General features: G+C 73.2%; 23 protein-coding genes. 11 read left to right on the plus strand and 12 right to left on the minus strand.

Annotation, left to right across the window (positions count from 1 at the left end; genetic code table 11):
* Positions 1–6: 6 nt before the first annotated feature.
* On the plus strand, positions 7–264 hold the full coding sequence (locus E6U81_RS31930) for an acyl carrier protein (protein WP_136233511.1): 258 nt from the start codon (positions 7–9) through the stop codon (positions 262–264).
* 100 nt (positions 265–364) lie between these two features.
* On the opposite strand, the gene E6U81_RS31935 is transcribed toward E6U81_RS31930, so the two are convergent.
* Both E6U81_RS31935 and E6U81_RS31940 read right to left on the minus strand, forming a co-directional pair.
* Positions 365–1,447 (minus strand): methyltransferase, encoded by a 1,083-nt coding sequence (locus E6U81_RS31935; protein WP_136233512.1) that lies wholly within the window; start codon positions 1,445–1,447, stop codon positions 365–367.
* Positions 1,448–1,482: 35 nt separating this feature from the next.
* Complete coding sequence (locus E6U81_RS31940; protein WP_136233553.1) at positions 1,483–2,526, minus strand: right-handed parallel beta-helix repeat-containing protein; 1,044 nt, start codon at positions 2,524–2,526, stop codon at positions 1,483–1,485.
* A 333-nt stretch (positions 2,527–2,859) separates the two neighbouring features.
* On the opposite strand from E6U81_RS31940, the gene E6U81_RS31945 reads away from it, so the two are divergent.
* A complete protein-coding gene (locus E6U81_RS31945; protein ID WP_136233513.1) occupies positions 2,860–3,222 on the plus strand; it encodes a hypothetical protein in 363 nt (120 codons plus the stop codon).
* A 147-nt stretch (positions 3,223–3,369) separates the two neighbouring features.
* On the plus strand, positions 3,370–7,182 hold the full coding sequence (locus E6U81_RS31950; RefSeq protein ID WP_136233514.1) for a helix-turn-helix domain-containing protein: 3,813 nt from the start codon (positions 3,370–3,372) through the stop codon (positions 7,180–7,182).
* 63 nt (positions 7,183–7,245) lie between these two features.
* On the opposite strand, the gene E6U81_RS31955 is transcribed toward E6U81_RS31950, so the two are convergent.
* The 7 genes from E6U81_RS31955 to E6U81_RS31985 all read right to left on the minus strand — a co-directional run bounded on the left by E6U81_RS31955 (position 7,246) and on the right by E6U81_RS31985 (position 14,352).
* The gene (locus E6U81_RS31955) at positions 7,246–8,811 is read right to left on the minus strand and encodes a hypothetical protein (RefSeq protein WP_136233515.1); all 1,566 of its coding nucleotides are present in this window, start codon (positions 8,809–8,811) and stop codon (positions 7,246–7,248) included.
* A gap of 134 nt (positions 8,812–8,945) precedes the next feature.
* Positions 8,946–9,140, minus strand: a complete 195-nt coding sequence (locus tag E6U81_RS31960; protein WP_136233516.1) for a hypothetical protein — start codon at positions 9,138–9,140, stop codon at positions 8,946–8,948.
* Between the two features lie 44 nt (positions 9,141–9,184).
* On the minus strand, positions 9,185–9,898 hold the full coding sequence (locus E6U81_RS31965; protein WP_136233517.1) for an ATP-binding cassette domain-containing protein: 714 nt from the start codon (positions 9,896–9,898) through the stop codon (positions 9,185–9,187).
* Entirely contained in the window at positions 9,891–10,781 is an 891-nt protein-coding gene (locus tag E6U81_RS31970; protein WP_136233554.1) for an ABC transporter ATP-binding protein, read from the minus strand. The genes E6U81_RS31965 and E6U81_RS31970 overlap by 8 nt, the downstream gene beginning before the upstream one ends.
* Before the next feature lie 101 nt (positions 10,782–10,882).
* A complete protein-coding gene (locus tag E6U81_RS31975; RefSeq protein ID WP_136233518.1) occupies positions 10,883–11,749 on the minus strand; it encodes an ABC transporter permease in 867 nt (288 codons plus the stop codon).
* Entirely contained in the window at positions 11,742–12,707 is a 966-nt protein-coding gene (locus E6U81_RS31980; protein WP_136233519.1) for an ABC transporter permease, read from the minus strand. Before E6U81_RS31980 ends, E6U81_RS31975 begins: the two co-directional genes overlap by 8 nt.
* Before the next feature lie 46 nt (positions 12,708–12,753).
* Complete coding sequence (locus tag E6U81_RS31985) at positions 12,754–14,352, minus strand: ABC transporter substrate-binding protein (protein WP_136233520.1); 1,599 nt, start codon at positions 14,350–14,352, stop codon at positions 12,754–12,756.
* Positions 14,353–14,532: 180 nt separating this feature from the next.
* On the opposite strand from E6U81_RS31985, the gene E6U81_RS31990 reads away from it, so the two are divergent.
* Together E6U81_RS31990 and E6U81_RS31995 are read left to right on the plus strand one after the other, a co-directional pair.
* The gene (locus E6U81_RS31990) at positions 14,533–15,489 is read left to right on the plus strand and encodes a fibronectin type III domain-containing protein (protein WP_136233521.1); all 957 of its coding nucleotides are present in this window, start codon (positions 14,533–14,535) and stop codon (positions 15,487–15,489) included.
* A gap of 64 nt (positions 15,490–15,553) precedes the next feature.
* Positions 15,554–17,650: an NB-ARC domain-containing protein gene (locus E6U81_RS31995; protein ID WP_136233522.1), complete on the plus strand. Its 2,097-nt coding sequence runs from the start codon at positions 15,554–15,556 to the stop codon at positions 17,648–17,650.
* 152 nt (positions 17,651–17,802) lie between these two features.
* Here the strand turns inward: E6U81_RS31995 and E6U81_RS32000 are convergent, their stop codons facing one another.
* Positions 17,803–17,988: a DUF5999 family protein gene (locus tag E6U81_RS32000; RefSeq protein ID WP_136233523.1), complete on the minus strand. Its 186-nt coding sequence runs from the start codon at positions 17,986–17,988 to the stop codon at positions 17,803–17,805.
* 156 nt (positions 17,989–18,144) lie between these two features.
* On the opposite strand from E6U81_RS32000, the gene E6U81_RS32005 reads away from it, so the two are divergent.
* Both E6U81_RS32005 and E6U81_RS32010 read left to right on the plus strand, forming a co-directional pair.
* Positions 18,145–18,582, plus strand: a complete 438-nt coding sequence (locus E6U81_RS32005) for an SRPBCC family protein (protein WP_136233524.1) — start codon at positions 18,145–18,147, stop codon at positions 18,580–18,582.
* A gap of 65 nt (positions 18,583–18,647) precedes the next feature.
* Positions 18,648–19,379, plus strand: a complete 732-nt coding sequence (locus E6U81_RS32010; protein ID WP_240804134.1) for a hypothetical protein — start codon at positions 18,648–18,650, stop codon at positions 19,377–19,379.
* 434 nt (positions 19,380–19,813) lie between these two features.
* Here E6U81_RS32010 and E6U81_RS32015 read toward each other — a convergent pair whose 3' ends face one another.
* Entirely contained in the window at positions 19,814–21,043 is a 1,230-nt protein-coding gene (locus tag E6U81_RS32015) for an acyl-CoA dehydrogenase family protein (protein ID WP_136233525.1), read from the minus strand.
* A gap of 214 nt (positions 21,044–21,257) precedes the next feature.
* Here E6U81_RS32015 and E6U81_RS32020 point away from each other — a divergent pair, with 214 nt between their 5' ends.
* Complete coding sequence (locus E6U81_RS32020; protein WP_136233526.1) at positions 21,258–21,902, plus strand: TetR family transcriptional regulator; 645 nt, start codon at positions 21,258–21,260, stop codon at positions 21,900–21,902.
* A 203-nt stretch (positions 21,903–22,105) separates the two neighbouring features.
* Here the strand turns inward: E6U81_RS32020 and def are convergent, their stop codons facing one another.
* A complete protein-coding gene (gene def, locus E6U81_RS32025) occupies positions 22,106–22,657 on the minus strand; it encodes a peptide deformylase (RefSeq protein ID WP_136233527.1) in 552 nt (183 codons plus the stop codon).
* A 123-nt stretch (positions 22,658–22,780) separates the two neighbouring features.
* Between def and E6U81_RS32030 the strand changes: the two genes are divergently transcribed.
* From E6U81_RS32030 to E6U81_RS32040, 3 genes are all read left to right on the plus strand, one after another.
* Positions 22,781–24,019 carry a MurT ligase domain-containing protein gene (locus E6U81_RS32030; RefSeq protein ID WP_030029096.1) on the plus strand — a complete coding sequence of 413 codons (1,239 nt, stop codon included), beginning with the start codon at positions 22,781–22,783 and terminating at the stop codon, positions 24,017–24,019.
* 28 nt (positions 24,020–24,047) lie between these two features.
* The gene (locus tag E6U81_RS32035) at positions 24,048–24,776 is read left to right on the plus strand and encodes a glutamine amidotransferase (RefSeq protein ID WP_136233528.1); all 729 of its coding nucleotides are present in this window, start codon (positions 24,048–24,050) and stop codon (positions 24,774–24,776) included.
* Between the two features lie 215 nt (positions 24,777–24,991).
* Entirely contained in the window at positions 24,992–26,017 is a 1,026-nt protein-coding gene (locus E6U81_RS32040) for a 6-phosphofructokinase (protein ID WP_136233529.1), read from the plus strand.
* Positions 26,018–26,095 lie beyond the last annotated feature (78 nt).

Genomic DNA, 26,095 nt, shown 5'->3' on the forward strand with positions numbered 1-26,095 from the left:
CCCGCCATGACCGACCGACTGACCGTGGAAGAGCTGGCCGCGCTGATGAAGAAGGGTGCGGGCATCGCCGTGGACCCCGCCGTGATGGCGAGCCGGCCCGACTCGCAGTTCGACGAGTGGGGGCTCGACTCCCTGGGGCTGCTCGGCATCGTGGGCGAGCTGGAGAACCGGCACGGCCGGTCCCTGCCCGCCGGTGCGGACCAGTGCAAGTCGCCGCGCGAGTTCCTCGACCTCGTCAACAACGCCCTGACGGCCGGGACCTGACGCGTACGGGCGGTCAGGCGCCGCCGCACGGCACGCATGACGACGCCCCGGGACCGGCGGTCTGCCGGTCCCGGGGCGTCGCCGCGCGTGCCGGCCGGGATCACCCGGGCACGGTGCACTCGAAGGCGTGCAGGTACGCGTTGACGGGTCGGATGTCGCCGAGCAGCAGTCCGGCGTCCGCCAGCCGGGTGCAGAGGCTCTCCTTGGTGTGCTTCGCGCCGCCGACGTTGAGCAGCAGCATCAGGTCCATGGCGGTGGTGAACCGCATCGACGGCGTGTCGTCGACCAGGTTCTCGATGACGACGACCCTGGCTCCGGGGCGGGCCGAGGCGAGGACGTTGCGCAGGCACCGGCGGGTGCTCTCGTCGTCCCATTCGAGGATGTTCTTGATGATGTACAGGTCGGCCTCGACCGGGACGGCCTCACGGCAGTCGCCGGGGACGATGCCGGTCCGGTCGGCGAGGGGACCGCCGTCGCGCAGCCGGGGATCGGCTTTCGCGACCACGCCGGGCAGGTCGAGCAGGTGCCCCCGTACGGTCGGGTGCTTCTCGAGCAGGCTGGCCAGCACGTGGCCCTGGCCGCCGCCGATGTCCGCGACCACCGAGACGCCGGTGAGGTCGAGGAGGTCCGCGACGTCGAGCGCCGACTGCATGCTGGAGGTGGTCATGGCGCGGTTGAAGACGTGCGCCGACTCGTGGGCGTCCTCGTGCAGGTAGTCGAAGAAGCCCTTGCCGAACAGGTCGTGGAAGAGGCTCGCGCCGTCGCCGGTGCTCACGGCGTCGTCGAGCCGCGGCCAGGCCTGCCAGGTCCAGGGCTCCGTGCACCACAGGGAGATGTAGCGCAGGCTGTGCGGGTCGTCCTCGCGCAGCAGCCGCGACATCTCGGTGTGGACGAAGCCGCCGTCCTCGGTCTCGGCGAAGATCCCGTAGCAGGACAGGGCACGGAGCAGGCGTTGCAGGGGCCCCGGCTCGGCGTGCACCGCGGCCGCGAGCTCGGCGGGGGTGGCCGGCGACTCCCCGAGGGCGTCGGCGACCTTGAGGCGGGCCGCGGCCCGTACGGCGGCGGCGACGGCCGCACCGAAGGCGAGCTCCCGCAGCCGCATGGCGGGCGGGGGCGTGTGCGGCGGGCCTGCGTTCGGGGCGGGAACGGGCGCGGGTGCGGGGGTGGAACTCACCGTGGTCATACGGCCTCGATTCTCCTGATGAGGGGGAGCACGGGTCAGCACATGCCGGTCGGCACGGAGGTGTCGCACCGGTTGTTGAGGAACCGGTTGCCCGACCCGGCCCCCTGGTTGGCCAGGTCGGCCGGCAGGTTGTCCCTCACCACGTTGTCCTCGATGACGTTGTCGGTGTTCGTCGCGCCCACGAAGCTCTTGAACAGCAGGATGCCGCCCGACAGCGGGGAGGATCCGACGTTGCCGCGGATGGAGTTCGAACGCACGATCGTCTCTTCGGCGCCGGTGAGGACGATGCCGACGCCCTGGATGTCGGGGAGGCGGCTGTTGCCCTTGCAGAACTTGTTGTTCGCGTGGATGCGGTTGCCGCGGATGCTCAGGTCCCCGGCGCCGGGCTCGCCCTCGTCGCCGACGACGAAGACGCCGCCGCAGTTGCCGGTGAGGGTGTTGCCGCTGACGGTGAGGTTGCGCACGCGCCGGACGGTGACGCCGATCCGGTTGCCGGTCAGCCTGTTGCCCCGGATCACGGCGCCCTGGGTGTCGGTGGCGCCGCCCTCGCGCGCGACCGTGTTGGCGATGAAGATGCCCGACTCGGCGTTGTCGCGGGCGATGTTGTCGCGGAAGAACCCGCGAGTGGAGCGTTCCTGGGCGATGCCCCAGGTGCTGTTGTTCTCGGAGATCACGCGCTCGACGCTCAGCCGGTCGGTGTACGAGGCCCAGATGCCGTTCCGCTTGAAGCCCGAGACGGTGAGCGCGCGGATCTCGACCCCGGTGACGGGCCGCTCCTCGGTCCCCATGACGCAGATGCCGGTGTCGGCCTGGGAGCAGGCGAGGGCGGCGCGTCCGGACGCCTTCGGCGTGGCGGGCAGCGTCTGCGCGGCAGGCGGCCTGATCACCGTCCGCTCGCCCCAGCCGCGCAGTGTCAGCCTCTTCGTGATCAGCACGTTCTCGTAGTAGGTGCCGGGCATCACGGTGATGATGTCGCCCGGCCGCGCGGCATCCACCGCGTCCTGGATCGAGTCGCCCGGGTGCACTCGGTGTCCGGCCGCGGATGCGGGTGGCGCGAACACGCCGAAACCGGCGGCCATGACGACGGCGATGCACGTGAGGGACTTGAGTTGTCGGTTCGTCACAATGCAGAAGTTATGGGCGATTGAGACATATCGCCACACTGGGTGAGCGTATCGATGCATGCCGTGGGCAAACGGCCGCATTTTGACGCCCGGAGAGTGGATCGTCATACCGGTGGCGCGGCCCGGCGGGCGCCGTTGCCCTCCGGCCGACAGCCGCGCAGGTCATCACCTGTTTCCCGGTCGGCCTCGGAACGGGCAACGGGCAACCCGTCGACCCGGCCGCCCCGGCCGCCCCGGCGCGGCGAGTGTGGAGCCGTCAACACGAGGCACGAACCGCAAGGGGAAACCATGCGCAAGCTGTTCCGCGGCGCCGCCGCTCTCGTCACCTCCGTCGTCGCCGTGGTCGCGCTCAGCGCTTCGGTGGAGGCCAAGCCGGTCGACGCCTGGGCGGGATGCCCGGACGGGGCGGTCTGCATCTACCCTCAGAACCAGAACCCGGCCGTCAAGCCGTCCCACGTCTTCTCCAGGTACGGGGCCCACAACCTCACCCATCAGTTCGGCAACCACTGGGTGCTCAACAATCAGTACGGCGGTGCGACCGCAAACCTGTGCACCGGCTCCAACGGCGCGGGCTGCGGCCGCCCCATCGCTTCCAAGACCGGTGTGTACGCCGACCTCACGCCCGTCAACTCGATCCGGCTCAACCCGTAGCGCCCCCGCGAGGAGGCCTTCCGGAGCCGCCGCGCGCGACGGCTCCGGACGTTCCTGTTCTCGTCATACCGGCTGGAAGATCGAGTTCTCCGGCCGCCTCTGGCGGTAGCCTGGGCAGCACCACCTCGCTGCCTGGGCGCGCACGCCATGGGGGATGTTTTGGGGGATCCGGACCGCCGGCGGAAGACCGACCACTTGCGGGAGTCCGACGACACCGCACGGCCCTTCCCTGCCCAGCTGAGACGTCTGCGGTTGCAACGCGGGCTGTCCCTCGCGGACCTCGCGCGCGAGACGCACTACAGCAAGGGCTATCTCAGCAAGATCGAGACCGGCTCGAAGCGCGTCACCGTCGATGTCGCGCGGCGCTGCGACGACGTGCTGCGGGCAGGGGGTGAACTGCTGCGGATGGCCCGGGAGACGGAGGCCCCGGAGGGTGATGCCGCGCTCGGCGGCGTCCCCGGCCCGGCCGGGCCGCGGGCGGAGGGCGAATGCCCCTACCGCGGCCTGCCCGCCTTCACCGCGCGGGACGCCCGGTGGTTCTTCGGCCGGGAGCGGGCCACCGCCGAGCTGGCCGAACGGGTCTTCGAGCGGATCGGCGCCGGGCCGCTGGTGCTCGTGGCCCCGTCGGGCGCCGGCAAGTCCTCCCTGCTGAACGCCGGCCTCGTACCCGCCCTGCGCGGCGGCGGCTTCCCGATGCCGGGCGCCGACGGCTGGCCGGTGGTCAGGTTCACCCCGACCGCGCACCCGCTGGACGAACTGCTCGGCCGGGCCGCGAAGGTGCTGGGCGGCGATCTCGGCGTCACCGCAGGAGAGTTGCGGGAGCGCCCGTCCGCCCTGCTCGAAGCGGTCCACCGGCTGGCGGAGCCGGACCCGACGGCAGCCCCGGACCTGCGGCCGCCGCCCCTGCGCGCGGTGCTGCTCGTCGACCAGTTCGAGGAGCTGTTCACCCTCTGCACCGACGAGGACGAGCGCCGGGCGTTCGTACGGGTGCTGTGCGCGCTCGCCGTCCCGGGTCCGGCGCCCACCCCCTGCGATCCGGCCGTCGTGGTGCTCGGCGTACGGGCCGACTTCACCGGCAACTGCCTGGACCTGCCGGAGCTGGCACCGGTCTTCCAGGGCGGGCTGTTCGTCCTGGCGCCGATGTCGCCCGAGGAACTGCGGGAGTCGATCACCCGCCCGGCCCGGCTCGCGGGCCTCTCCCTCGAACCGGGGCTGGTCCCGCTGCTGCTGCGCGACGTGGGCCTGCGCGAGGACACTCCGGGCGGGACGACGCCCTCCGGCGCGCTGCCGCTGGTCTCCCACGCCCTGATGGCCACCTGGCGCCAGCGCGAGGGCGCCGCCCTGACCGTCGCCGGGTACGAGCGCACCGGCGGCATCCAGGGGGCCGTCGCCCGGACCGCCGAGGAGGTGTTCGCCCGCCTCTACCCCGCCGAACAGAACACGCTCCGGCGCATCCTGGTGCGGCTGGTGCACGTCGCCGAGGGTACGGGCGCCACGCGGCGCCGGATGAGCCGGACGGCCCTCATGGAACAACTGGCCGACGCGGGCCCCGCCGCGGCCGCGCTCGACACCTTCGTACGGGCCCGCCTGATCACCATGGACAGCGACACCGTGGAGATCACCCACGAGGCCCTGCTGCACGCCTGGCCGCGGCTGCGCGGCTGGATCAGCGCCGACCGGGCGGGGCTCCTGATCCACCAGCAACTGGCCCACGCCGCAGCCGAGTGGGAGCGCGAGGGCCGCGATCCGTCGGCGCTCCACCGGGGGACCCGGCTGGACACCGCCCGCTCCTGGGCGGACGAACTCGACGGCCGGAGCCGCCTCGCTCCCGGGGAGGCGGCCTTCCTCCGGGAGAGCCTGGCGGCGCAGGACGGGCGGGAGCGGCAGGCCGCCCGGCAGGCGCGGCTGCGCCAGCGGATGCTGGCCACACTGGTCGTCCTGCTGGTCCTGGCCGTGGGCGCCGGCGGGCTCGCGTACCAGCAGCGCTCGGGGGCGCTCGGCCAGGAGCGGATCGCCCGTTCACGGGCGCTCGCCCTGCAGTCGGCGGCGCTGGCAGCGGGGCAGCCGGAGGCTTCGATGCTGCTCGCCGGGGACGCGTACCGGACCGCCGGGACGAGCGAGGCGCGCGGGGCGCTGCTGAGCACGCAGTCGCAGCCCTTCGTCGCCCGGCTGGGCGGGCACGGCGGGCCCGTCAACGCGGTGGCCTTCGGGCCGGACAACGGCATCCTGGCGACGGGCAGTTCCGACGGGACGGTGACCCTGCGGCGGGTGTCCGACCGGCGCACGACAGCGACCTTCACGCTGCCCGGGCGGGTCCGCTCGGTCGCCGTGAGCCCGGACGGCCGGACCCTCGCGGCAACCTCCACGGACGGCCCCGCGCGGCTCTGGGACACCGCCGACGGCCGTACGAGGGCGGTGCTCCCGGCGAGCACGACGGGGGCGCGGGCCGTGGCCTTCGCACCGGACGGGCGGAGTGTGGCGACCGGCTGCCCGGACGGGACGGTCCGGCTGTGGGAGACCACCGGGGAGTACGGCGAGGTCGCGTCCCTGGCCGGGCACGCCGGGCGGGTCAACGCCCTGTCCTTCGCCGCGGACGGCCGCACGCTCGTCTCCGCCGGCGCCGACCGGACGGTACGGCTGTGGGACCCGGCGCAGGCGCGTGCGCTCGGCGTCCTGTCCGGACACACCGACGAGGTGCTGGGGGCGGCGTTCGCCCCGGACGGCCGGACGGTCGCCACGGGGGGCGTGGACCGGACCGTACGGCTGTGGGACGTGGCCGGGCTCCGGACGACGGCCGTGCTGACCGGGCACAGCGACGACGTCAACGGCGTCGCCTTCACACCGGACGGCCGGGCGGTCGTCAGCGCGGGCGGCGACGGCGCCACCCGGATGTGGGACGTGGCCGGCGGCCGGCTGACGGCGACGCTCGCCGGGCACACCGACTACGTGCTCGGTGTGGCCGTGGACAGCCGGGGCGCGATGCTGGCCACCGCCGGCTTCGACCAGTCGGTGGTGCTGTGGGACCTGCGGGGCGCGGTGCTGGCCCCGCGGCCGTTCACGGAGGTGTGGCACGCCGCGTACAGCCCGGACGGGAAGCTGCTGGCCACGGCGGAGGCGGATCACACGGTCCGGCTGTGGGACGTGGCGGGGCGCCGGGTCGTGGCCTCCTTCGAGGGGCACAGCGAGACGGTGTTCGGGGTGGACTTCGCGCCGGACGGCCGGACCCTGGCCTCGGCCGGCTCCGACGGCACGGTCCGGCTGTGGGACGTCGCGGCGGGAACCCCGTCGGCCACGCTGGCCGGCCAGGGCGGGACCGTGTTCGCGGTGGACTTCGCACCTGACGGCCGGACGCTGGCCTCGGCCGGCTCCGACGGCACGGTCCGGCTGTGGGACGTCGCCTCGCGCCGCCGGATCGCCACCCTCGGCGGCCACACGGACTTCGCCAACGACGTGGCGTTCAGCCCCGACGGACGCACCCTGGCGAGCGCCGGTGACGACCTGACGGTCCGGCTGTGGGACGTGGCCGGACGGCGCCCGCTCGCCACCCTCACCGGGCATACCGGCGCGGTCCGGGGCGTGGCCTTCAGCCCCGACGGGCGCACGCTCGCCACCAGTGGCAACGACGGGACCGTACGGCTGTGGGACGCGCGGCGCCACCGCTTCGAGGCGGCCCTGTCCGGGCACACCGGTTCGGCCCGGGGCATCGCCTTCTCCCCCGACGGCCACACGCTGGCGAGCAGCGGCAACGACCGCACGGTGCGCCTGTGGGACGTGGCCGGCCGGCGCACACTGGCGGCGCTGTCCGGACACACGAACGCGGTGTGGGGCGTCGCTTTCGCCCCCGACGGGGGCACGGTGGCGAGCAGCAGCACGGACGGCACCGTACGGCTGTGGGACCTGGACGTGGGGGCCAGGCTCGCGGCGATCGACCGGCTGCGGGCGGGGCGGGGCGGGAGGTAGCCCTCGCAACACGCGGGGCCGCCGGCCCCCGAGGAGATTCCGAAGGCCGGCGGTCCGCCGGGTTCAGTGGTCGCGGACCGCGACGATGCCGTTGAAGACTCCGACGTACGCGGTGCCGTCGGGGCCGAGCGTGATGGGCGCCCAGTTGTTGTCGTAGAGCGGGCCGGTGCCGGTCAGCTGCCGCCAGCGGCGCTCGCCGGTGCGGAAGTCCACGGCCGTGAGGTACCAGCCGTCGATCCCCCAGGCGTTGGGCTCCTTCTCGTAGAAGTAGATCAGCCCGTTCGCGGTGGAGAGCTTCGGGACCACGGACGGCGCGCGCACGGCGCTCTCCCACACCGTGTCGCATCCGCTGCCGTCCGCGCGGACGTCGATGCGGGCCGCCCCGCCCACGACGGACTTGCCCAGCAGCAGGCTGGTGGGGTTCTCGTAGCCGTAGTTGTTCTCGACGACGATGCTGTTGCCCCAGGTGATCAGGGAGTTGTCGGTGGTCGAGGCGCCCGAGCCGAAGACGGGGACCTTGCAGACGAGCCTGCGGTCCGCGGCGACGTCCGTGCCGCGCCGGTAGACGAGGACGTTCATCCGGTCGTCGGCGTTGTCGGTGATGGCGACGTAGCCGTTGCCGAAGAGGTCCGGTGTGGTGCCAGAACCCTGGTTGACGGAACCGGGCTTGGTACCGGTCCCGCGGTCGTAGGTCTGGCGCCACTGCACCTCGGGGGTCCCGTCGGCGGCCGCCCGGAAGCTGTACAGCGCGTGGTCGGAGACGATGGAGACGCCGTCCTGGGCGACCGAGAAGGAGTTCTGGATCTCCTCGCCCTCCAGTCGCACCGAGCGGATCTGCGAGGTCGCCGGGTCCACGGTGCCGACGCGGCCCTGGCGGGTCACCCACCAGATGCGTCCGTCCCAGTCGGGCATCACGGAGGTGACGGGGTCGCAGGTTCCGCCGGGCCGCAGGTTGGTCCAGGTCACGCAGTCGTGCGGGACGTGGCCGGTGAGGTCCCAGTCGTCGTCGACGGTGAACTTCCAGCTGCCGTCCGGGTTCTGGGAGTGCGCGAGGCGCAGCACGTGCTGGCGGGAGTCGGCGAGGACGGCGCGGTCCTGGTCGTCCAGGTAGAAGTAGGCGCCGCCCGAGGTGTCCTTGAAGATCTTCGCGAAGTCGAGCGAGGTGATCGCCTCGACGGTCGAGGAGCGCTGCGGGAGCCCGTACTCCGCGAGCGTGGCGAGCGTACGCGGGTCGAGGAGCTTGACCTTGAAGCCCGAGAAGGTGCCGCACACCGTGACGAGGCGGCCGCCCGAGTCGAAGGTGGCGGTGGCGCATTCGCCGCCGAGGGCCGCGATCTTCTCACTGGTCACCCGGAGGTTCCTGCCGAGCGGGCCCGACCAGGGCGAGGTGGCGCTCCCGGCCGCGTCGGAGTGCATGCCGCTGCGGCCGTTGGGCGCGAGGTACGGGTGCTGCGGCGGGGCCTCGCCCGGCAGCGGAGCGGCGGTCGCGGGGCCGCCCTCGTAGTGGGTGATCAGCCGGTGGCCCGGCGACTTGGGTATCTCCTCGGCCTGGGCCCCGGACCCGCCGTGGAGCAGCGTGAAGGCGGCCACGACGGGTACTGCGGCGCAGTTCAGCGCTCTTCGGAACATCCGGACTTCCTCCGTGTCGCAACAGTGCTGTTGACATTGCGTCTGACATCGCGCCGCCGCCAGACGCTAGATCGCAGTGTCGGAGGAGTCCATGCATGCGCCGGAGGATTCACGAAGGCGCAACAGTCAGTCGATCAAGGGTGGAGGCTGGAGACCACGTTCGCGGTGGCCGTCAGGCCGTTGTGGATGGTTGCGGCCATGCTGCTGCTCGCGAGGTAGAAGCCGAGGAGTACACAGACGAGGGCGTGCGAGAACTTCAGCCCGCCGCTGCGCAGGAAGATCCAGGCGAGGATGAGGAGCAGGACGACCACGGAGAGGGAAAGCACCATCGAGACCTCCTGAGTCACCGTCATGGTGGCGCAGGGCGGCCTGCTTACGGGCGAACGACGTGTCCGCCGTACGGGTGTTGACCGTCCGTGACGGGCGGTCGGTCCTTGACGATCTCGTTCCAGTGGACCGTGCGCCCGCACCACCGCTCCAGCAGCACCGGATCGTGGCCCACCGCCAGCAGTCCGGCCCCCGTCCCGGCGCGGTAGTCCTCCACGACCGCGACCAGGGCGGCCGTGGTGGAGGCGTCCAGCATCGCGGTCATCTCGTCGCAGACCAGCCAGCGCGGCCGCAGCACCAAGGCCCTGGCCAGACAGGCGCGTTGCAGCTGACCGTCGCTGACCTCGTGCGGTCGGCGGGCGAGCAGGTCCGCGCCGAGTCCCACCTGCTGCGCCAACTCGGCCACCCGCGCCGCCGCTTCCGTACGCCGGCCGGTCGCGCGGAGGGGTTCCGCGACGAGGTCGCGCAGCCGCAGGCGCGGGTCGGCGGCGAGGCGCGGCTGCTGGAAAACGACACCGACCGCGGTGCGCAGGGAACGCGGGGCCCGGTGGGCGAAGCCGGTCACGGCGTGGCCGTCGAGGGTGACGGTCCCCCGGTCGGGCCGGTGCAGCAGGGCGGCGACCCGGGCCAGGGTGGACTTGCCGCAGCCGCTCGGACCGAGCAGGCCGAGGGACTCCCCCGGGTGCAGGCTCAGGTGCGCGCCGCGGACCGCGGGGGCGCGGCGGTCGTAGCCCGCGGTGATGTCCTTGAGCTCAAGCATGGTGGCAGGCCACCCCTTCGGTGAGCGCGGGCCGCCGGGTGCGGCAGAGCGGGTCGGCGGACGCGCAGCGGGGGGCGAAGGCGCAGCCGGGCGGGAGCGCGCCGAGCTCGGGCGGGACCCCGGGGACGGGGGTGAAGGCGCGTTCGGGGAGGGCGTCGAGGAGGCCACGGGCATAGGGGTGGCGGGGCCCGGGGCCGGCGAAGAAGGCTCCGGCCGGTGCGGTCTCGACGATCCGCCCCGCGTACATGACGGCGACGGTGTCGGCGATCCGCTCGGCCGCGGCCAGGTCGTGCGTGATCAGCAGCAGCGCCCGGCCGTCGGCGCGGGTGTGGGCGCGCAGCTCGTCGGCGGTGCGCAGGACGAGGTCGCGGTCGAGCCCGGTGGTCGGCTCGTCGGCCAGGAGCAGCGGGGCGTCGCCCACGAGGGCGAGGGCGGTGGCCGCGCGCTGGGCGAGGCCGCCGGAGAGTTCGTGGGGGTGGCGGTCGAGGTGGGAGGAGGGGAAGGCGGCGCGCCCGGCGGCCGCCTCGGCGGCCGCGCGCAGGGCGGGCGCCCGGGTGCCGGTCAGCTCCCGGACGGTCTCCTCCAGCTGGGAGCGGATGGTGCGCACCGGGGTGAGGTGGGCGGCGGGGCTCTGCGGGACCAGGCCGACGCGCCGGCCGCGTACGGTCCGGGCGAGGGTGCGCTCGTCGGCGGCGAGCAGGTCGAGGCCGTCGGCGAGGCGGGCCGATCCGGCGGTCTCGGCGTTGCCCGGGAGCAGGCCGAGGAGGGCGGAGGCGAGTACGGACTTGCCGCAGCCGCTCTCCCCGACGAGGGCGAGGGCCTCGCCGGGGGCCAGGGCGAAGGTGGCACCGGTGACGGCCTCCACGTACCGGCCCGCGGGCATGCGGAAGCGGACGGAGAGGTCTTCGACGCGCAGGACGGGCTCGGCCCCGCCGGGGCGGCCGTCGGCTCCGTCGGTGGCGGCGGGGACGGGGGACGAGGGGTTCACAGGGTCAGCTCCGAGCGGCGGCGCGGGTTGCGGCGTTCGCGCCAGGCGCCCGCGAGTCCGGCGACGGCCAGGGTCGGGACGATCAGGAGGAGGCCGGGGAAGAGGGTGGGCCACCAGTCCCCGGCGAGCAGCGAGCCGCGCGCGCTCTGCACGAGGTTGCCCAGGCTCGCCTGGTGGGCCGGGAGTCCCAGACCCAGGAAGGACAGGGCGGACTCGTGCCACATCGCGTGCGGGATCATCAGCACGGCGGCGAGTCCGGCCTGCGGGAGGATGCCGGGCACCAGGTGGCGTACGGCGACCCGCCACCGCGAGGCGCCGCCGGAGACGGCCGCGTCCACGTAGGGCCGGCCGCGCAGGGACAGGACCTCGGCGCGGACGATGCGGGCCGTCGAGAGCCAGTGGGTGACCGCGACCGAGGCCACGACGGGCCAGACGCCCGGCCGGAACAGCGCCACGATGAAAATGCCCAGGAGCAGGTGCGGGATGGAGGAGAGGGTGTCCACCACCCGCATCGCGACCCGGTCGGTCCAGCCGCCGAGCGCGCCCGCGGCGGCGCCCACCGCCGTGCCGATCACGGTGGCGACCAGTGCGGCCACCAGGCCGACGAGCAGGGAGACCCGCAGTCCGTGGACGCATCGCAGCAGCAGGTCGCGTCCGACGTCGTCGGTGCCGAAGGGGTGCGCCCACGACGGGGGTTGCAGCTTCGCCGCCAGGTCGACCGCCTGCTGGTCCAGTTGCACGAGCGGGGGCACGAGCAGGACGGCCGCCACGACGACCGCCATGACGGCGGCGGAGGCACGGACGCGCAGGGTGCGCGTGGAGCGCCGGGTGCGGCCCTGCGGACGCCAGAGGCGCTCAGCCATCGAAGCCCACCCTCGGGTCGGCCAGCCCGTACAGCAGGTCGGACAGCAGGTTGCCGGCGAGTACGGCCGCGGTGGCCAGCACCGTCAGTGCCGCCAGCAGCGGGAAGTCGACCGAGGTGGCCGCCTGCACGGTTGCCGCGGCGATGCCCGGCCAGCTGAAGACGGTCTCCACCAGCAGTGCTCCGGTGATGAGTTCGGGCACCCGGGAGCCGATCAGCGTCAGCATCGGCAGCATCCCGGAGCGCAGGGCGTGGCCGAGCAGGACCCGGCGCTCGGCCAGACCCCGTGCGCGGGCGCCGCGTACGGGGTCCTCCCCGAGCGCGTCGGCGACGCCCTGGCGGACGTAGAGGAAGAACCACGGCAGTTGGGAGACGCCCAGCACCAGTGCGGGGAGCACGAGGTGGGAGGCGACCTGCGCGAAGGTGACCGTGTCGCTGCCGGCGTCGGTGAGGCCGCCCGAGGGCAGCACGCCGAGCCGTACCGAGAAGAACCAGATGGCGAGCAGCGCCAGCCAGAAGGCCGGGGCGGCCTCCAGGGTGTAGGCGAGCGCGGAGACGGCGCGGTCGAGCGGTCCTCCCGTCCGGCGTGCGGCCAGCACCCCGAGCACGGTGCCCGCGAGGACGGCCGCGGTGAAGGCGCAGGCGGCGAGCAGCGCCGACCAGCCCACCCGCTCCGCGATGACGTCGGCGACGGGCTGGCGCATGACGGCGGAGGTGCCGAGGTCGCCGGTGAGCGCCGACGTCAGCCAGTCCCACCAGCGTGCGGCCAGGGGCTGGTCCGCGCCGAGGTTGATCCGCAGCTGGTCGAGTTCGGCCTGTGAGGCGGTGAGCCCGGCGGTGCCGGCGTAGGCCTTGACGGGGTCGAAGGGGGACAGCGCGGCGATGGCGAAGACGCCGAAGGTGACGGCGAGCAGGACGGGGACGGCGGACAGGGTCCGCCGCCCCGCCATGCGCGCCATCGGCCTCCAGGGGAGGCGGGCGGGGCGGGTGGTCACTGCGGACGGCTCACTTCTGCCGGGGCTTCCAGGTCTCGACGTTCCACCAGGGGCCGGCGCCGAGGCCGTGGTCGTGCGGCTCCACCTGTGTGCCGAGTCCGTCCCACTTGTCGTTCACGACGTAGAGGTGGTCGATGTGGGTGAGGAAGACGTAGCCCGGGTTCTCGGCGAGCCGGCGCTGCACGGTGTCGTACGCGGCCTTGCGCGCGGCCGGGTCGGCGCTGCGGCGCCCTTCGGCGAGGGCGGTGTCCACGGCCGGATCGTCGTACCGGGCCATGTTGTTGAAGCCGTCGCCGCCCAGCGAGGAGGTCAGCAGCAGGTACTGGTCGAAGTCCGGGTCGGCCGGTGAGCCGCCGCCCGCGAGGACGGCCTCGGTCTTCATCCGGGGTTCGATGACCTCCCAGGTGCCGGCCTCGGTCCTGACGTCGATGCCGGCCTTCTTGGCGTCGGAGGCGAAGGCGAGGGCGTGGTCCTGGCGGATCTTGTCGCCGGAGGTGTACCAGAGCGGGAAGGAGGCGCGGACCCCGTCCTTGGTGCGGATCCCGTCCTCGCCGGCCTTCCAGCCGGCGTCGTCGAGGATCTTGCGGGCGCCGTCGAGGTCGTGGCGGCGCTCGGTGCCGGCCGTGAACCACGGGCTGTCGGTGGGCACCGGGCCGAAGGCGGGTTTGCCCGCGCCCTCGAGCAGCTTGTCGACCATGGCCGTGCGGTCCACGGCGATGTCCAGTGCCCGGCGGACTGCGGGGTCGCCGGTGACCTTGTGGTGCGTCGGGAGGGTCACGTTGCGGTAGTCGAAGGTCTTGGCGGCGTACGTACGGCGCGTGGTGTCCTTCGCGAAGCCCTCGGCGAGGTTCGGCGGCAGGATGGCACCGTCCAGCTCGCCGGAGCGCAGCCGGGTGGCGCGTACGTCGTCGTCCTTGATCACGGCCATGGTGAACTTCTTGACGGCGGGCTCGCCGCCCCAGTAGCCGGGGTTGGCCCTGAAGCTGAGCTTCTCGCCCTTGGACCAGCCGGCGAGCACGTAGGGGCCGGTGCCGACGGGCCGTGTGGTGAAGTCGCCGCTGTTGACGTCCTGCTTGCCTGCGATGTGCTCGGGGGCGATGGGCAGGACGGTCCGCTCGGCGAAGGGGGCGTAGGGGTACTTCAGGGTGAAGACGACGGTGTCCTCGCCCTTCGCCTCGACGGCCTCGATCGCGTCCAGCTCGGTCTTGGAGGCGTTGTTCGTCCCCGGGGCGAGGATCGTCCGGTAGGTGAAGACGACGTCCTTGGCGGAGAAGGGCGCCCCGTCGCTGAACGTGACGCCCCGGCGCAGCGTGAAGGAGTAGGTGCGCCCGTCCGCGGAGACCTCCGGGAGGGACGCGGCCAGCGCGGGCTTCAGCTTCATGTCCGCGTCGTGCGTGAGCAGACCGTCGAAGATCTTGGAGTTGCCGTCCTTGCCGTAGCCGAGCAGCGGGCTGAGGCTCTCCGGCTCGGTGGCCGTGCCGACCACGACCGAGTCCGCGCCGGCCGCGCCGCCGGCCCCGGCTCCGGGGGTGGAGCAGGCCGCCACGCCCGTGATGAGTGCGGCGGCCAGTGTCGCCCTGGCCGCTCCCCGTACTGTCCGGGCCGTCATGCTCTGCACATCCCTGTTCACGTTCATCCGTTATTGCAAAGAGCTGGCAATAATGCCAGACGTGATCAGAAGTCGACGAATCGGGTCACATCGCCGGTCCGTTACGCACAGGTCTTGTCGCCCTCCCGCCTCCCGTGCCATATATGTCTAGACCTTTACGGAAGCCGAGGAAGGCACCCCGTGCGACGCAGCGCCCCCACGCTCGCCCTCTTCCTGTCCCTCACCGTCCTCACGGGCCTCAGCGCGTGCACCGCGCCCGACACCGAGCCGCCGTCCGCCCCCACCGGACTCACCGCCCAGGCCGGCAGCGCCACCTCCGTGCACGTCATGTGGAACGCGGCCGCGGACCGGGACGGAGTGACGCACTATCAGGTCTTCGAGGGCGACAGGCCGGTGCGCGAACTCCCGGCCGAGAAGACCATGGTGGACATCACCGGCCTCACCCCGCAGACCGGCTACTCCTTCACCGTGCGGGCCCGGGACGCCGCCGGGAACCTCTCCGAAGCCGCTCCGGCCGCGCTCGCGACCACCCCGGCGGCCAAGGCGGAGGACCGCACGGCGCCCTCCGCCCCCGCCACCACCACCGCCGTCGCGACCGGACCCCGGTCCGCCCGGGTGGCGTGGACCCCCTCGACGGACGACTCGGGCGTCACGGCCTACGACGTCCACCAGGGCGGCGTACGCATCCACACGGCCGGCCCCGGCGAGAGCGCGACCACCCTGACCGGCCTGCGGCCCGACACCGTCTACACCTTCACGGTCCGGGCCCGCGACGGCGCCGACAACTCCTCCCCCGACGGCCCGGCCGTGGACGTGAGCACGCCGCCCGCCTCCGGCGACGGGCCGGGCACCGCCCCCGCCGAGCTCACCGCGACCGCCTCACCGGGCGCCGTCACCCTCACCTGGACCGCCCCCGACACCGGCCGCCCCACCGCCGAGTACGAGCTGTACGTCAACGGACGTCCCACGACCGTCATCCAGTTCGGTGCGGGCGCGGTGCCCACCGGCCGGGTGGAACACCGCCTCACGGTGGCCGAACCGGCAGGCACCGAATGGACCGTGAAACTGCGGGCCAGGCTCCCCGACGGCAACTGGGGCGCCTTCTCCGCGGAGCGGCGGATCACGCTCGTCGCGTGATCCGGGGGCACCCGATCCGGCCTTAACGGCACGGTGGGATAAGAAGATCACGCACAATACTCCCGTGTTCGGTGAGTACTCGGTCAATGACAATCAGCCAGATTCCACGGACGGCGTCCCCGAACCGGGCGCCGGGACACCTCCGGGCAACCTGCCGCAGGAGCCCGCGAGCTTCATCGGCAGGGAGCCCGAACTGCACCTGCTCGGACGGTTGCTGCGCGAGCGGAGACTGATCACCCTGACCGGGGTGGGAGGCGTCGGCAAGTCCCGGCTCGCCCTGCGCGCGGTCGCCGACGCCGGCCAGGCCCGGCCCGACGGCGTCTGGTGGGTCGAGCTGTCACCGCTGCGCGATCCGGCCCTGCTGACCGCGACCGTCGCGCACGCCGTCGGCCTCCTGGACCACTCCCCGCGCCCCCTCGACGAGGAGCTGTGCGCCTGGATGGCCGACAGGGAGCTCCTGCTCGTCCTCGACACCTGCGAGCACCTCGTCCCCGACTGCCGGCACCTGGCGGGCGAACTCCTGCAGTCCGCGCCCGGGCTGACCATCCTGGTCACCTCCCGCGAGCCGCTGCGCAGCGCGATCGAGGACGTCGTCGAGGTGCGTCCGCTGCCCTGCGAGGGTCCCGACAGCGACGCCCTGGCCCTCTTCCGGGCCCGCGCCCTCGCCGCGAGCCCCCGCGCCGCGGCCGTCTTCGCCGACCCGGAGCGGACCGCGGTGGCCGCCGAGGTGTGCCGGCGTCTGGACGGGATCCCCCTCGCCCTGGAACTCGCGGGCGCCCGGCTGCGGTTGTGGACGGTCGAGCAGATGGCCGAGCGGATCGGCGAACGCTTCGAGATGCTCTCGGACGTCCGTGTCCCGCGGCCGCCCCGGCACCAGACGATGCGGACCACGATCGGCTGGAGCCACGAGCTGTGCGAGCCGCTGGAACGGCTCCTGTGGGCCCGGCTCTCGGTGTTCACCGGCGACTTCGACATCGCCGCGGCGCGCGCCGTGTGCGCGGGCGGCCCGCTGCCCGCCGCCCGGGTGGAACGCGTACTGGCCGGTCTCGCCGCCAAGTCCGTGGTCCTGCGCACCGAGGAACGGGGCGCCGGCACCCGCTACCGCCTGCTGGACACGATCCGCGAGTACGGGAACGACTGGCTCGCCGAACTCGGCGAGACCCAACTGGTCACCGACCGGCACGCCCACTGGTACGCGGCGCTCTCGCACGCCGCCGACCGGGGCTGGATGGGTCCGGGGCAGGTGGACTGGTACCGCAGGATCACCGCCGAGCACGCGCAGTTGCGCACCGCACTGGAGCACCTGCTCACCGCCGACCCGACGGCGGCACTGGAGATGGCCGGGGCGCTGTGGTTCTACTGGTTCGCGTGCGGGCACGTGCACGAGGGCCGGGCGTTCCTGGAACGCGCCCTGCGGCTCGCCCCGCGTACAGAACTCGCGTACAACCAGGCCCTGTGGGCCCTCGGGCTGACGATGGTGCTCCAGGGGGACATGGACGAGGCCCGGCGCCTCGGCGAGGAGTGCGCGCGGGACGCGGCCCACCTGGCGGACCCGGAACGGGAACTGCGCGCCGCCTACCTGCACGCGGCGTCGGTCCTGATGCCGGGCGACCCGGTACGGGCCCTGGAACTGTCCGGCCCGCAGGCCCGGGCCGCCCACGGCGGGCGGACCACCGGACCGGGCTGGCTGCTCTGCAAGCTGTCCACCAGCTACTCCCTGTGTGCCCTGGGGCGCTTCGGGGACGCGACCGAGGAGGCGCGGTCACTGCGGGAGGCCTGCGCGGAGCTGGGCGAGCGCTGGATGCGGGCGTACGCGGACTACATCCTGGCGGTGGCCGCGCTGGGCATGGGCGACCACGGCGAGGCCGCACGGCACGTGCGGGCCATGCTCTCCGGGAAGCGGCTCCTCGGCGACCGGCTGGGCATCGCGCTGGGCCTGGACCTGCTGGCCGCGGCCGTGGCCGGGCTGGGCGACGGCGAGCTGGCGGCACGCCTGCTGGGCACCGGGCACGCGTGGTGGCGGACCGTGGGCCGGCCGCAGATGGGGTCACCCTCGCTGACGGCCGTACGGGACCAGGGCGAACGGCAGGCGCGGGCGGCAATCGGAAACGCGGCCTTCGAGGCGGCGTTCCGGGGCGGGGCGGCGGCGCCCACGGGCTGAACCCAGCCCGCGGACGGCGCGCTGCGTAACCGCATCGGGGCTCCCGTCAGTACGGGAGGGGTCTGCCCGACGGTGTGCGCAGGTCCAGGTCTCGGGGGGCGGGCTTGGGGACGGGCTTTCGGATCAGCTGCTGGCGCATGCTGCCTCCTCGCTCAGACCAGGGCCGGGCGGCGGGGTTCGACCGCACGGCTGTCGGGGAGCAGTTCACCGGTGTCGTCGAAGATCACGACTCCGTTGCACAGCAGGCTCCATCCCTGTTCGGGGTGGGAGGCCATAATGCGGGCGGCGTCGTGGTCGGCGCTGTCGGCGGCTGGGCAGGGGGGCTGGTGGGAGCACATTGGCGCACCTCCTCGCGAAGTGGGGCGGGAGGGCCGGTGGTCACCCGGTCGAATCCGCGATCCACGGTGGCGGCGAGTATTACTGATCGCCACCCCCGGACGGAACCCATATTCGCCGTCCAGTTCACGGTGTGTATGCCCGATTACCATGCGCTCATGCCCGTTATCCGGATCGTTCACCGCTCGTCCGCACCGGCCGCCGAGGCGTGGTCGCGGCTCACGGACTGGGAGCGCCACGGAGCGCAGGTCCCCCTCACGCGGACGATCGTCGAGACCCCTCCTCCGACGCACGCGGGAACGATCTTCACGGCCCGCACAGGTGTGGGCAGGATCACATTCGACGACCGGATGGAGGTCGTGGTCTGGCGGCCGCCCGCGGCGGACTCGCCGGGGCTCGTCCGGCTGGAGAAGCGCGGCCGGGCGGTGACGGGCTGGGCGGAGATCGAGATCCGCCCCCTTCCCACGGGCGGCTCGGAGGTCCACTGGCGCGAGGAACTGCGCCTGCGCGGCCTCCCCCGCGCCCTCGACCCCGCGGTGGCGGCCGCCGGCCGCCTCCTCTTCGGCCGCGCCATCGCCCGGCTGCTGGCCCGCTGACGGTGCGGGCTACTCTGCCGTGATCACCGCGCCGGTGATCACGGCACCGCAAGAGGAGAAGATCCGTGGCCACTCCGCCACCGCCAGCCCCGCAGCACCAGGGACCCGGCCCGTACGGCGGCCCCGTGTTCACGGGCCCGCAGCAGCCGTACGGCGCGTACGGCACCCACCCGCAGCCGGGACGCCACGGCTGCAGCGTGTGCGGGGCCTGGCCGGCCGCGCCCGCCACCGTCCGGGGCCACCAGGGCCTGGTCGTGCTGGCACGGTTCCTGAGCCGCCGGGGCCCGTTCTGCCGGGACTGCGGCCTGGCCACCTACCGCGGCATGTCGTCGGACACCCTGTGGCAGGGCTGGTGGAGCCCGCTGTCCCTCTTCATCACCCCCGTGACCCTGCTCATGAACCTCGGCCCGCGGGCGGCCTTCCGCAGGCTCGCTCCCCCGTCCGGCGGCTTCCGCCCGGCGCTCGACCCGGGCAGGCCGCTGTGGCGGCGTGCGCCGGCGCTGCTCGTCCTCGCGCCGCTCGCGCTCCTCGCCCTCGCGATCCCCACGCTCGTGGTACTGGGCCTGCTGGCCGGCGACGAGGAGCCGACGAGGCTGAGCGTCGGCCAGTGCGTGCGCGACGTGGCGAAGGGCTCCGGCCAGACCCTGCTCGTGGAGCCCTGCGACTCACCGAACGCGGAGTACCGCGTCACCCGCCACCTCGGTCCCGGCACGACCTGCGCGGACGGCGAGCTCTACGCCTACCCCGAGTACGGCCCCGGCGGCACGACCACGAGCTGCCTGGCCCCCCTGCGCTGAGGCCCGGCCGGCCGGGGCCGCCCACGGAGCAGCTCCAAAGCTGCGCCGGACCCGTCTACCCCCGCGCGAGCGGATCGGCACGCCGAGATCGCACGACCACCGGAAGCGGGACCGGCCCGCCGAAATCCGCACCGGCCCGCAGGCGGTGACGCGGAGCGCGCCCAGCGCGCCCCCCTGCGGACCGGCAGCCCATGACCCCGTCGACTCTCGGGCCCACAGGCAGGCGGGACAGCCGCGTCCGGCGCCGAAAGGGCTCCGCGAGCCCGTGATCCCGTAGGCCGAAGCGGCCGCCGGCCCGTGGGGCCACGGGCGCCGACCCGGCGAACCCTGCGCCGGCGGACCGGCAGCCCGCGACCGCGTCGGCACGGGGATCCGCAGGCAGGCACCGCGCGGGGTCCGCCGGGCTGGAGCCGCCGAACCCGTCCGGCCCCGCGCTAGCGGATCGGCATGCCGGAGATCGTCCGCGCGATCACCAGCCGCTGGATCTCGCTGGTGCCCTCGAAGATGGTGTAGATCGCGCTGTCCCGGTGCATCCGCTCGACCGGGTACTCACGGGTGTAGCCGTTGCCGCCGAGGATCTGGACGGCCTGGGCGGTGACCTTCTTGGAGACCTCGCTCGCGAAGAGCTTGGACATCGAGCCCTCGGCCGATTCGAACGGCCGGCCCGCGACCGCCATCCACGACGCCCGCCACACCAGCAGCCGCGCGGCGTCGATCTGCGTGCGCATGTCGGCGAGCTGGAAGGCCACGCCCTGGTTGTCGATGATCGGGCGGCCGAACTGCGTGCGGGTCTTCGCGTAGTCGAGGGCGACCTCGTACGCGGCGCGCGCGGTGCCCACGGCCATCGCGCCGACGGCCGGACGGGAGGCCTCGAAGGTGGCCATGGCCGCGTTCTTGACCCGCTCGCCCCCGCCGCTGCGGGCGCGCTCGTGGGCCCGGGCGAGCCGCTCGTCCAGCTTCTCCTTGCCGCCGAGCAGGCAGTTGCCGGGGACCCGTACGTCCTCCAGGACCACCTCGGCGGTGTGGGAGGCGCGGATGCCGTGCTTCTTGAACTTCTGCCCCTGGGACAGCCCGGGCGTGCCGGGCGGCACGATGAAGGACGCGTGCCCCTTGGTGCCGAGCGCGGGGTCGACGACCGCCACGACGATGTGGACGTTGGCGATACCGCCGTTGGTGGCCCAGGTCTTGGTGCCGTTGAGCACCCACTCGTCCTTGGCCTGGTCGTAGACCGCGCGGGTGCGCATGGAGCCGACGTCCGAGCCGGCGTCCGGCTCGGAGGAGCAGAAGGCGGCGACCTTCACGTCGTCGGGGGTGCCGTACATCTGGGGGATCCAGGTGCCGATCTGCTCCTCGGTGCCGTTGGCCACGACGCCGATCGCCGCGAGCCCGGTGCCGACGATGGACAGCGCGATCCCGGCGTCGCCCCAGAAGAGCTCCTCCATGGCCATCGGAATGCCGAGCCCGGTCGGGTCGAAGAACTGCTGGGCGTAGAAGTCCAGGGAGTAGATGCCGACCTTGGCGGCCTCCTGGATGACGGGCCACGGAGTCTCTTCGCGCTCGTCCCATTCCGCGGCGGCGGGTCGCATCACGTCGGCCGCGAAGCCGTGGATCCAGTCCCGTACCTGCTTCTGGTCGTCGTTCAGCTCCATGGTGAACTCCGCCATGTTCCCTCCACCTGTCCGCACTCGTCACTCCGGAGGTTACTAGCGGTAACCTACGTGGGGGCCACAGTCTGTTACCGGCGAGTAAGTACTGTCAAGCGCGAGCGACGGCGCCGTCGGCCCGCAGTCCGTGTCCGCCGATTCGATCGCCGAGGTGCCTCGGGTGTTACGTTGCGTGTGCGTCACGCACATCGCAAGGGCGGGGAGAGAACACGTCATGGAGACCACGCAGCAGACCGGCGAACCGGGAGCGGCCGAACGCCGTCGGCGGGAGCTGCTCGAAGCCGCCGACCGGGTCGTACTCAGGGACGGCCCCAAGGCCTCCATGAACGCCATCGCGGCCGAGGCCGGCATCACCAAGCCCATCCTCTACCGGCACTTCGGGGACAAGGCGGGCCTCTACCAGGCACTCGCCGTCCGGCACACCGATGCCCTGCTCGACTCGCTGCGGGCCGCGCTCGACGCCCCCGCGGAACGCCGCCGGCGGGTGGAGGCGACCCTCGACACCTACCTGGCCGCCATCGAGGCCCGCCCGCAGGTGTACCGCTTTCTGATGCACCCCGCGGAGGACTCCCACACCGCCGAACGGGGCTTCGACGTCGGCCTGCACTCGGCGCCGCTGCTGCGCAGGCTCGGCGAGGAGCTGGCCCAGGTGATCAGCGAGCGGGTGGACCTCGGCGCCGACGGCGAGCGGCTGGCCCGGGTCTGGGGCCACGGCATCGTCGGCATGATGCACGCGGCCGGCGACTGGTGGCTGGGTGAACGCCCCTGTGACCGCGCGGACCTGGTCGCGGCCCTCACCGACCTCCTCTGGGGCCGCCTCGCCACCGCCGGCAACCGCAAGGACGGCCCGGGCTTCTGACGACTCCGGCCCCGCCACCCTCCGGACACGGGCCCGGCCCATCCCCGACTCCACCGCCGCTCCGGGCACGGGCCGGGCTCATCCCCAGCCGACAGGCGCGTGGGGTGCGGGGTCCCACACCCAGCCCCGCCGGCGTTCGAGGCGCGGGTCCGGGCAGAGCCCGGTTCCCGGCGGCGCCGGGTTCCCGGGGCGGAGTCATCCACCTAGGGCGTGGCGCCGGGGCCCCAGGGGGCCTTGCGGATCGCCCGCCGCAGGCGGCGGGCCCGCATCCCCGTCACGCGGTCCGCGTACACGGTCCCGTCCAGGTGGTCGCACTCGTGCTGCAGGCACCGCGCGAAGAACCCCGTACCGGAAATCCGTACGGGAGCCCCGTCCGAGGCGACCCCCTCCACGACCGCGTGGTCGAAGCGGGCCGTGCCCGCCTCCAGCCCCGGCAGCGACAGGCAGCCCTCGGGTCCGAGGAACTCTTCCCCGTCGGCCGTCACCAGACGAGGGTTGACGATGTGCCCGACGTGTCGTACGTCTTCGTCATCGGGACAGTCGTAGACGAACACCCGCTGGGCGACACCGATCTGGTTCGCGGCGAGGCCGACCCCCTCGGCGGCGTACATCGTCGCGAACATGTCCTCGATCAGCCGGTCGAGGGCCGGGCCGAATTCGGTGACCTCCGGGCAGGGCGAGTGGAGCACCGGATCACCCAGCAGGCTCATGGTGCGGACGAGACCGGTGGTTCCGGGGATCAGGCGCTGTCGCATGGCGTCAAGCCTACGACGGGCGACTATATGAGGAGATCCGCGGCGGGGCGGGGGCGCCGCGGTCAAGGCTGCGGCAGGTACTGGATAGGCTGGGGCCGACCGACGCTAGGAGGACAAGGGACGATGGCAGGCAACACGGAGCCGCTTTCGCCGCGGGCCAAGCTGGCCGTGACGGCGGGCAAGGCCGCGGCGGCGGTGTCGCGGGCCGCGGGACGCGGAAGCGGATCGGTGATCGGCGGCAAGGTCGCACTCAGGCTCGACCCCGATCTTCTCGGCGCGCTGGCGCAACACCTCGACGTCGTCCTCGTCTCCGCGACGAACGGCAAGACCACGACGACCCGGCTGATCGCCGAGGCCCTGCGGGCCAGCGGTCCGGTCGTCTCCAACGCCCTCGGCGCCAACATGCCGGCGGGCATCACCTCGGCTCTGGCCGGCGGCTCGGACGCCAAGTACGGCGTCATCGAGGTCGACGAGAAGTACCTGGCCGGGGTGGCCCGGGACGTCACCCCCAAGGTGATCGCCCTGCTCAACCTCTCCCGCGACCAGTTGGACCGCGCCGCCGAGACCCGCATGCTCGCGGAGAAGTGGCGCGAGGGCCTCCAGGGCTCCAAGGCGGTCATCGTCGCCAACTGCGACGACCCGCTGATCGTCTGGTCCGCCTCCTCCTCGCAGAACGTGGTGTGGGTCGCGGCCGGCCAGGAGTGGAAGGACGACGCCTGGTCGTGCCCCTCCTGCGGCGGTGTCATGCAGCGCCCCGGCGACGACTGGTTCTGCGGCGAGTGCGGCTTCCGGCGCCCGACCCCGACCTGGGTGCTCTCCGGCGACCACGTGCTGGACCCGCACGGCTCGGCCTGGCCGATCCACCTCCAGCTGCCCGGCCGCGCCAACAAGGCCAACGCCGCCACCTCGGCCGCCGTGGCCGCCGTCTTCGGCGTCCCGCCGCAGGTCGCGCTGGAGCGGATGTACCAGGTGCAGGCCGTCGCCGGCCGCTACGACGTGGTCAACTTCCAGGGCCGCGAACTGCGCCTCCTGCTCGCGAAGAACCCCGCGGGCTGGCTCGAAACGTTTTCGCTGATCGACCCGCCGCCGACCCCGGTGATCCTCTCCGTGAACGCGCGCGGCGCCGACGGGACCGACACCTCCTGGCTGTGGGACGTCGACTACCCGCGCCTGGCCGGCCACCCGATCTTCGTGATCGGCGACCGCAAGCTGGACCTCGCGGTCCGCCTCGAGGTCGCGGGCCTGGACTTCCGGGTGTGCGAGACCCTCGACGAGGCCGTGCAGCTGGCGCCGCCCGGACAGATCGAGCTGATCGCCAACTACACCGCCTTCCAGGACGTGCGCCGCCGCGTCGGCAACTAGTACTCATACCCCCAGAGGACACAAGAGCATGAGCGACAACAGCCTGCGTCTGGTGTGGGTCTACCCCGACCTGCTCAGCACGTACGGAGACCAGGGCAACGCCCTCGTCGTGGAGCGCCGGGCCCGCCAGCGCGGCCTGGACGTGCAGCGTGTGGACGTGCGCAGCGACCAGCCCATCCCCACCTCGGGCGACATCTACCTGATCGGCGGCGGCGAGGACCGGCCGCAGCGCCTGGCCGCGGAGCGGCTGCTGCGCGACGGCGGTCTGGAGCGCGCCGTCTCGAACGGGGCGATCGTCTTCTCGGTCTGCGCCGGCTACCAGATCCTCGGCAACGAGTTCGTCAACGACCAGGGCCAGCGCCAGGAGGGCCTCGGCCTGCTGGACGTCGTCACCGTGCGCGGTGAGGGGGAGCGGTGCGTCGGCGACGTCCTCGCCGACATCGACCCTCGCCTGGGCCTGCCGCAGCTGACGGGCTTCGAGAACCATCAGGGCGTCACCCACCTCGGCCCGACGGCCAAGCCGTTCGCCCGGGTGACGATGGGCCGCGGCAACGGCACCGGCGACGGCACCGAAGGCGCGTACAACGACACGGTGTTCGGCACCTACATGCACGGTCCCGTGATGGCGCGCAACCCGCACATCGCGGACCTGCTGCTGAAGCTGGCCCTCGACGTGAACGCGCTGCCGGCCATAGACGACCGGTGGTACGAGGCGCTCCGCGCGGAGCGCATCGCGGCCGCGACGCAGCCCGCGTAACAGCCGCGGAAACCGCTCATCAGGGCGGCCCCCGCATCATGTGTTCGGCCCGGTTTTCCCTTGGGGGAACCGGGCCGACGTCGTTTTGTACGAGGAGTGCGACCAGCATGTGGAGGATGGTTCAGCGCACTGCTAAACCGCTTGTAGGGTGGCCGTAGTTCCCACCGGACGACGTGGTCCGGTCGCCGGCCCACGTTGCAAAGGTCTCTTCTGCCATGCGCATAGGTGTGCTCACTTCCGGTGGCGACTGCCCCGGCCTCAACGCCGTCATCCGCTCCGTCGTACACCGCGCCGTCGTCGACCACGGCGACGAGGTGATCGGCTTCCACGACGGCTGGAAGGGCCTGCTGGAAGCGGACTACCGCAAGCTCGACCTCGATGCCGTCGCCGGCATCCTCGCCCGCGGCGGCACCATCCTCGGCTCCTCCCGGGTCCAGCCCGAGCACCTGCGCGACGGCGTCGAGCGGGCCCGCGGGCACGTGGCCGACCTCGGGCTCGACGCGATCATCCCGATCGGCGGCGAGGGCACCCTGAAGGCCGCCAACCTGCTCTCGCAGGCCGGTCTGCCGATCGTCGGCGTCCCGAAGACCATCGACAACGACATCGCCTCCACCGACGTCACCTTCGGCTTCGACACCGCCGTCGGGGTAGCCACGGAGGCGCTGGACCGGCTGAAGACCACCGCCGAGTCCCACCAGCGCGTGATGGTCGTCGAGGTCATGGGCCGCCACACCGGCTGGATCGCCCTGCACTCGGGCATGGCGGCCGGCGCGCACGCGATCGTCGTACCGGAACGCCCCTTCGACATCGATGAGCTGACGGCGATCGTCGGCGAGCGCTTCTCCGCGGGCAAGCGGTTCGCGATCGTCGTGGTCGCCGAGGGCGCCAAGCCGAAGCCCGGCTCGATGGCCTTCGAGGAGCGCGGCAAGGACATCTACGGCCACGAGCGGTTCGCCGGCATCGGCAACCTGCTGGCCGTCGAGCTGGAGAACCGCCTGGGCAAGGAGGCCCGGCCGGTGATCCTGGGCCACGTCCAGCGCGGCGGCACGCCCACCGCGTACGACCGCGTCCTCGCGACCCGCTTCGGGTGGCACGCGGTGGAGGCGGCGCACCGGGGCCGGTTCGGCATGCTGACCGCGCTGCGCGGCACGGACATCGAGATGGTGCCGCTCGCCGAGGCGACGTCGACCCTGAAGACCGTCCCGGCCGAGCGCTACGACGAGGCGCAGACCGTACTCTGACACCCCCTCTGTACGCCCCTTTTGTCCTGGGCCGCCCCCGCGCGCACGAGCGCACGGGGGCGGCACTAGTGTGGTGGG

The sequence above is a fragment of the Streptomyces sp. A0592 genome (genome assembly GCF_004795115.1).
Lineage (GTDB): Bacteria > Actinomycetota > Actinomycetes > Streptomycetales > Streptomycetaceae > Streptomyces > Streptomyces erythrochromogenes.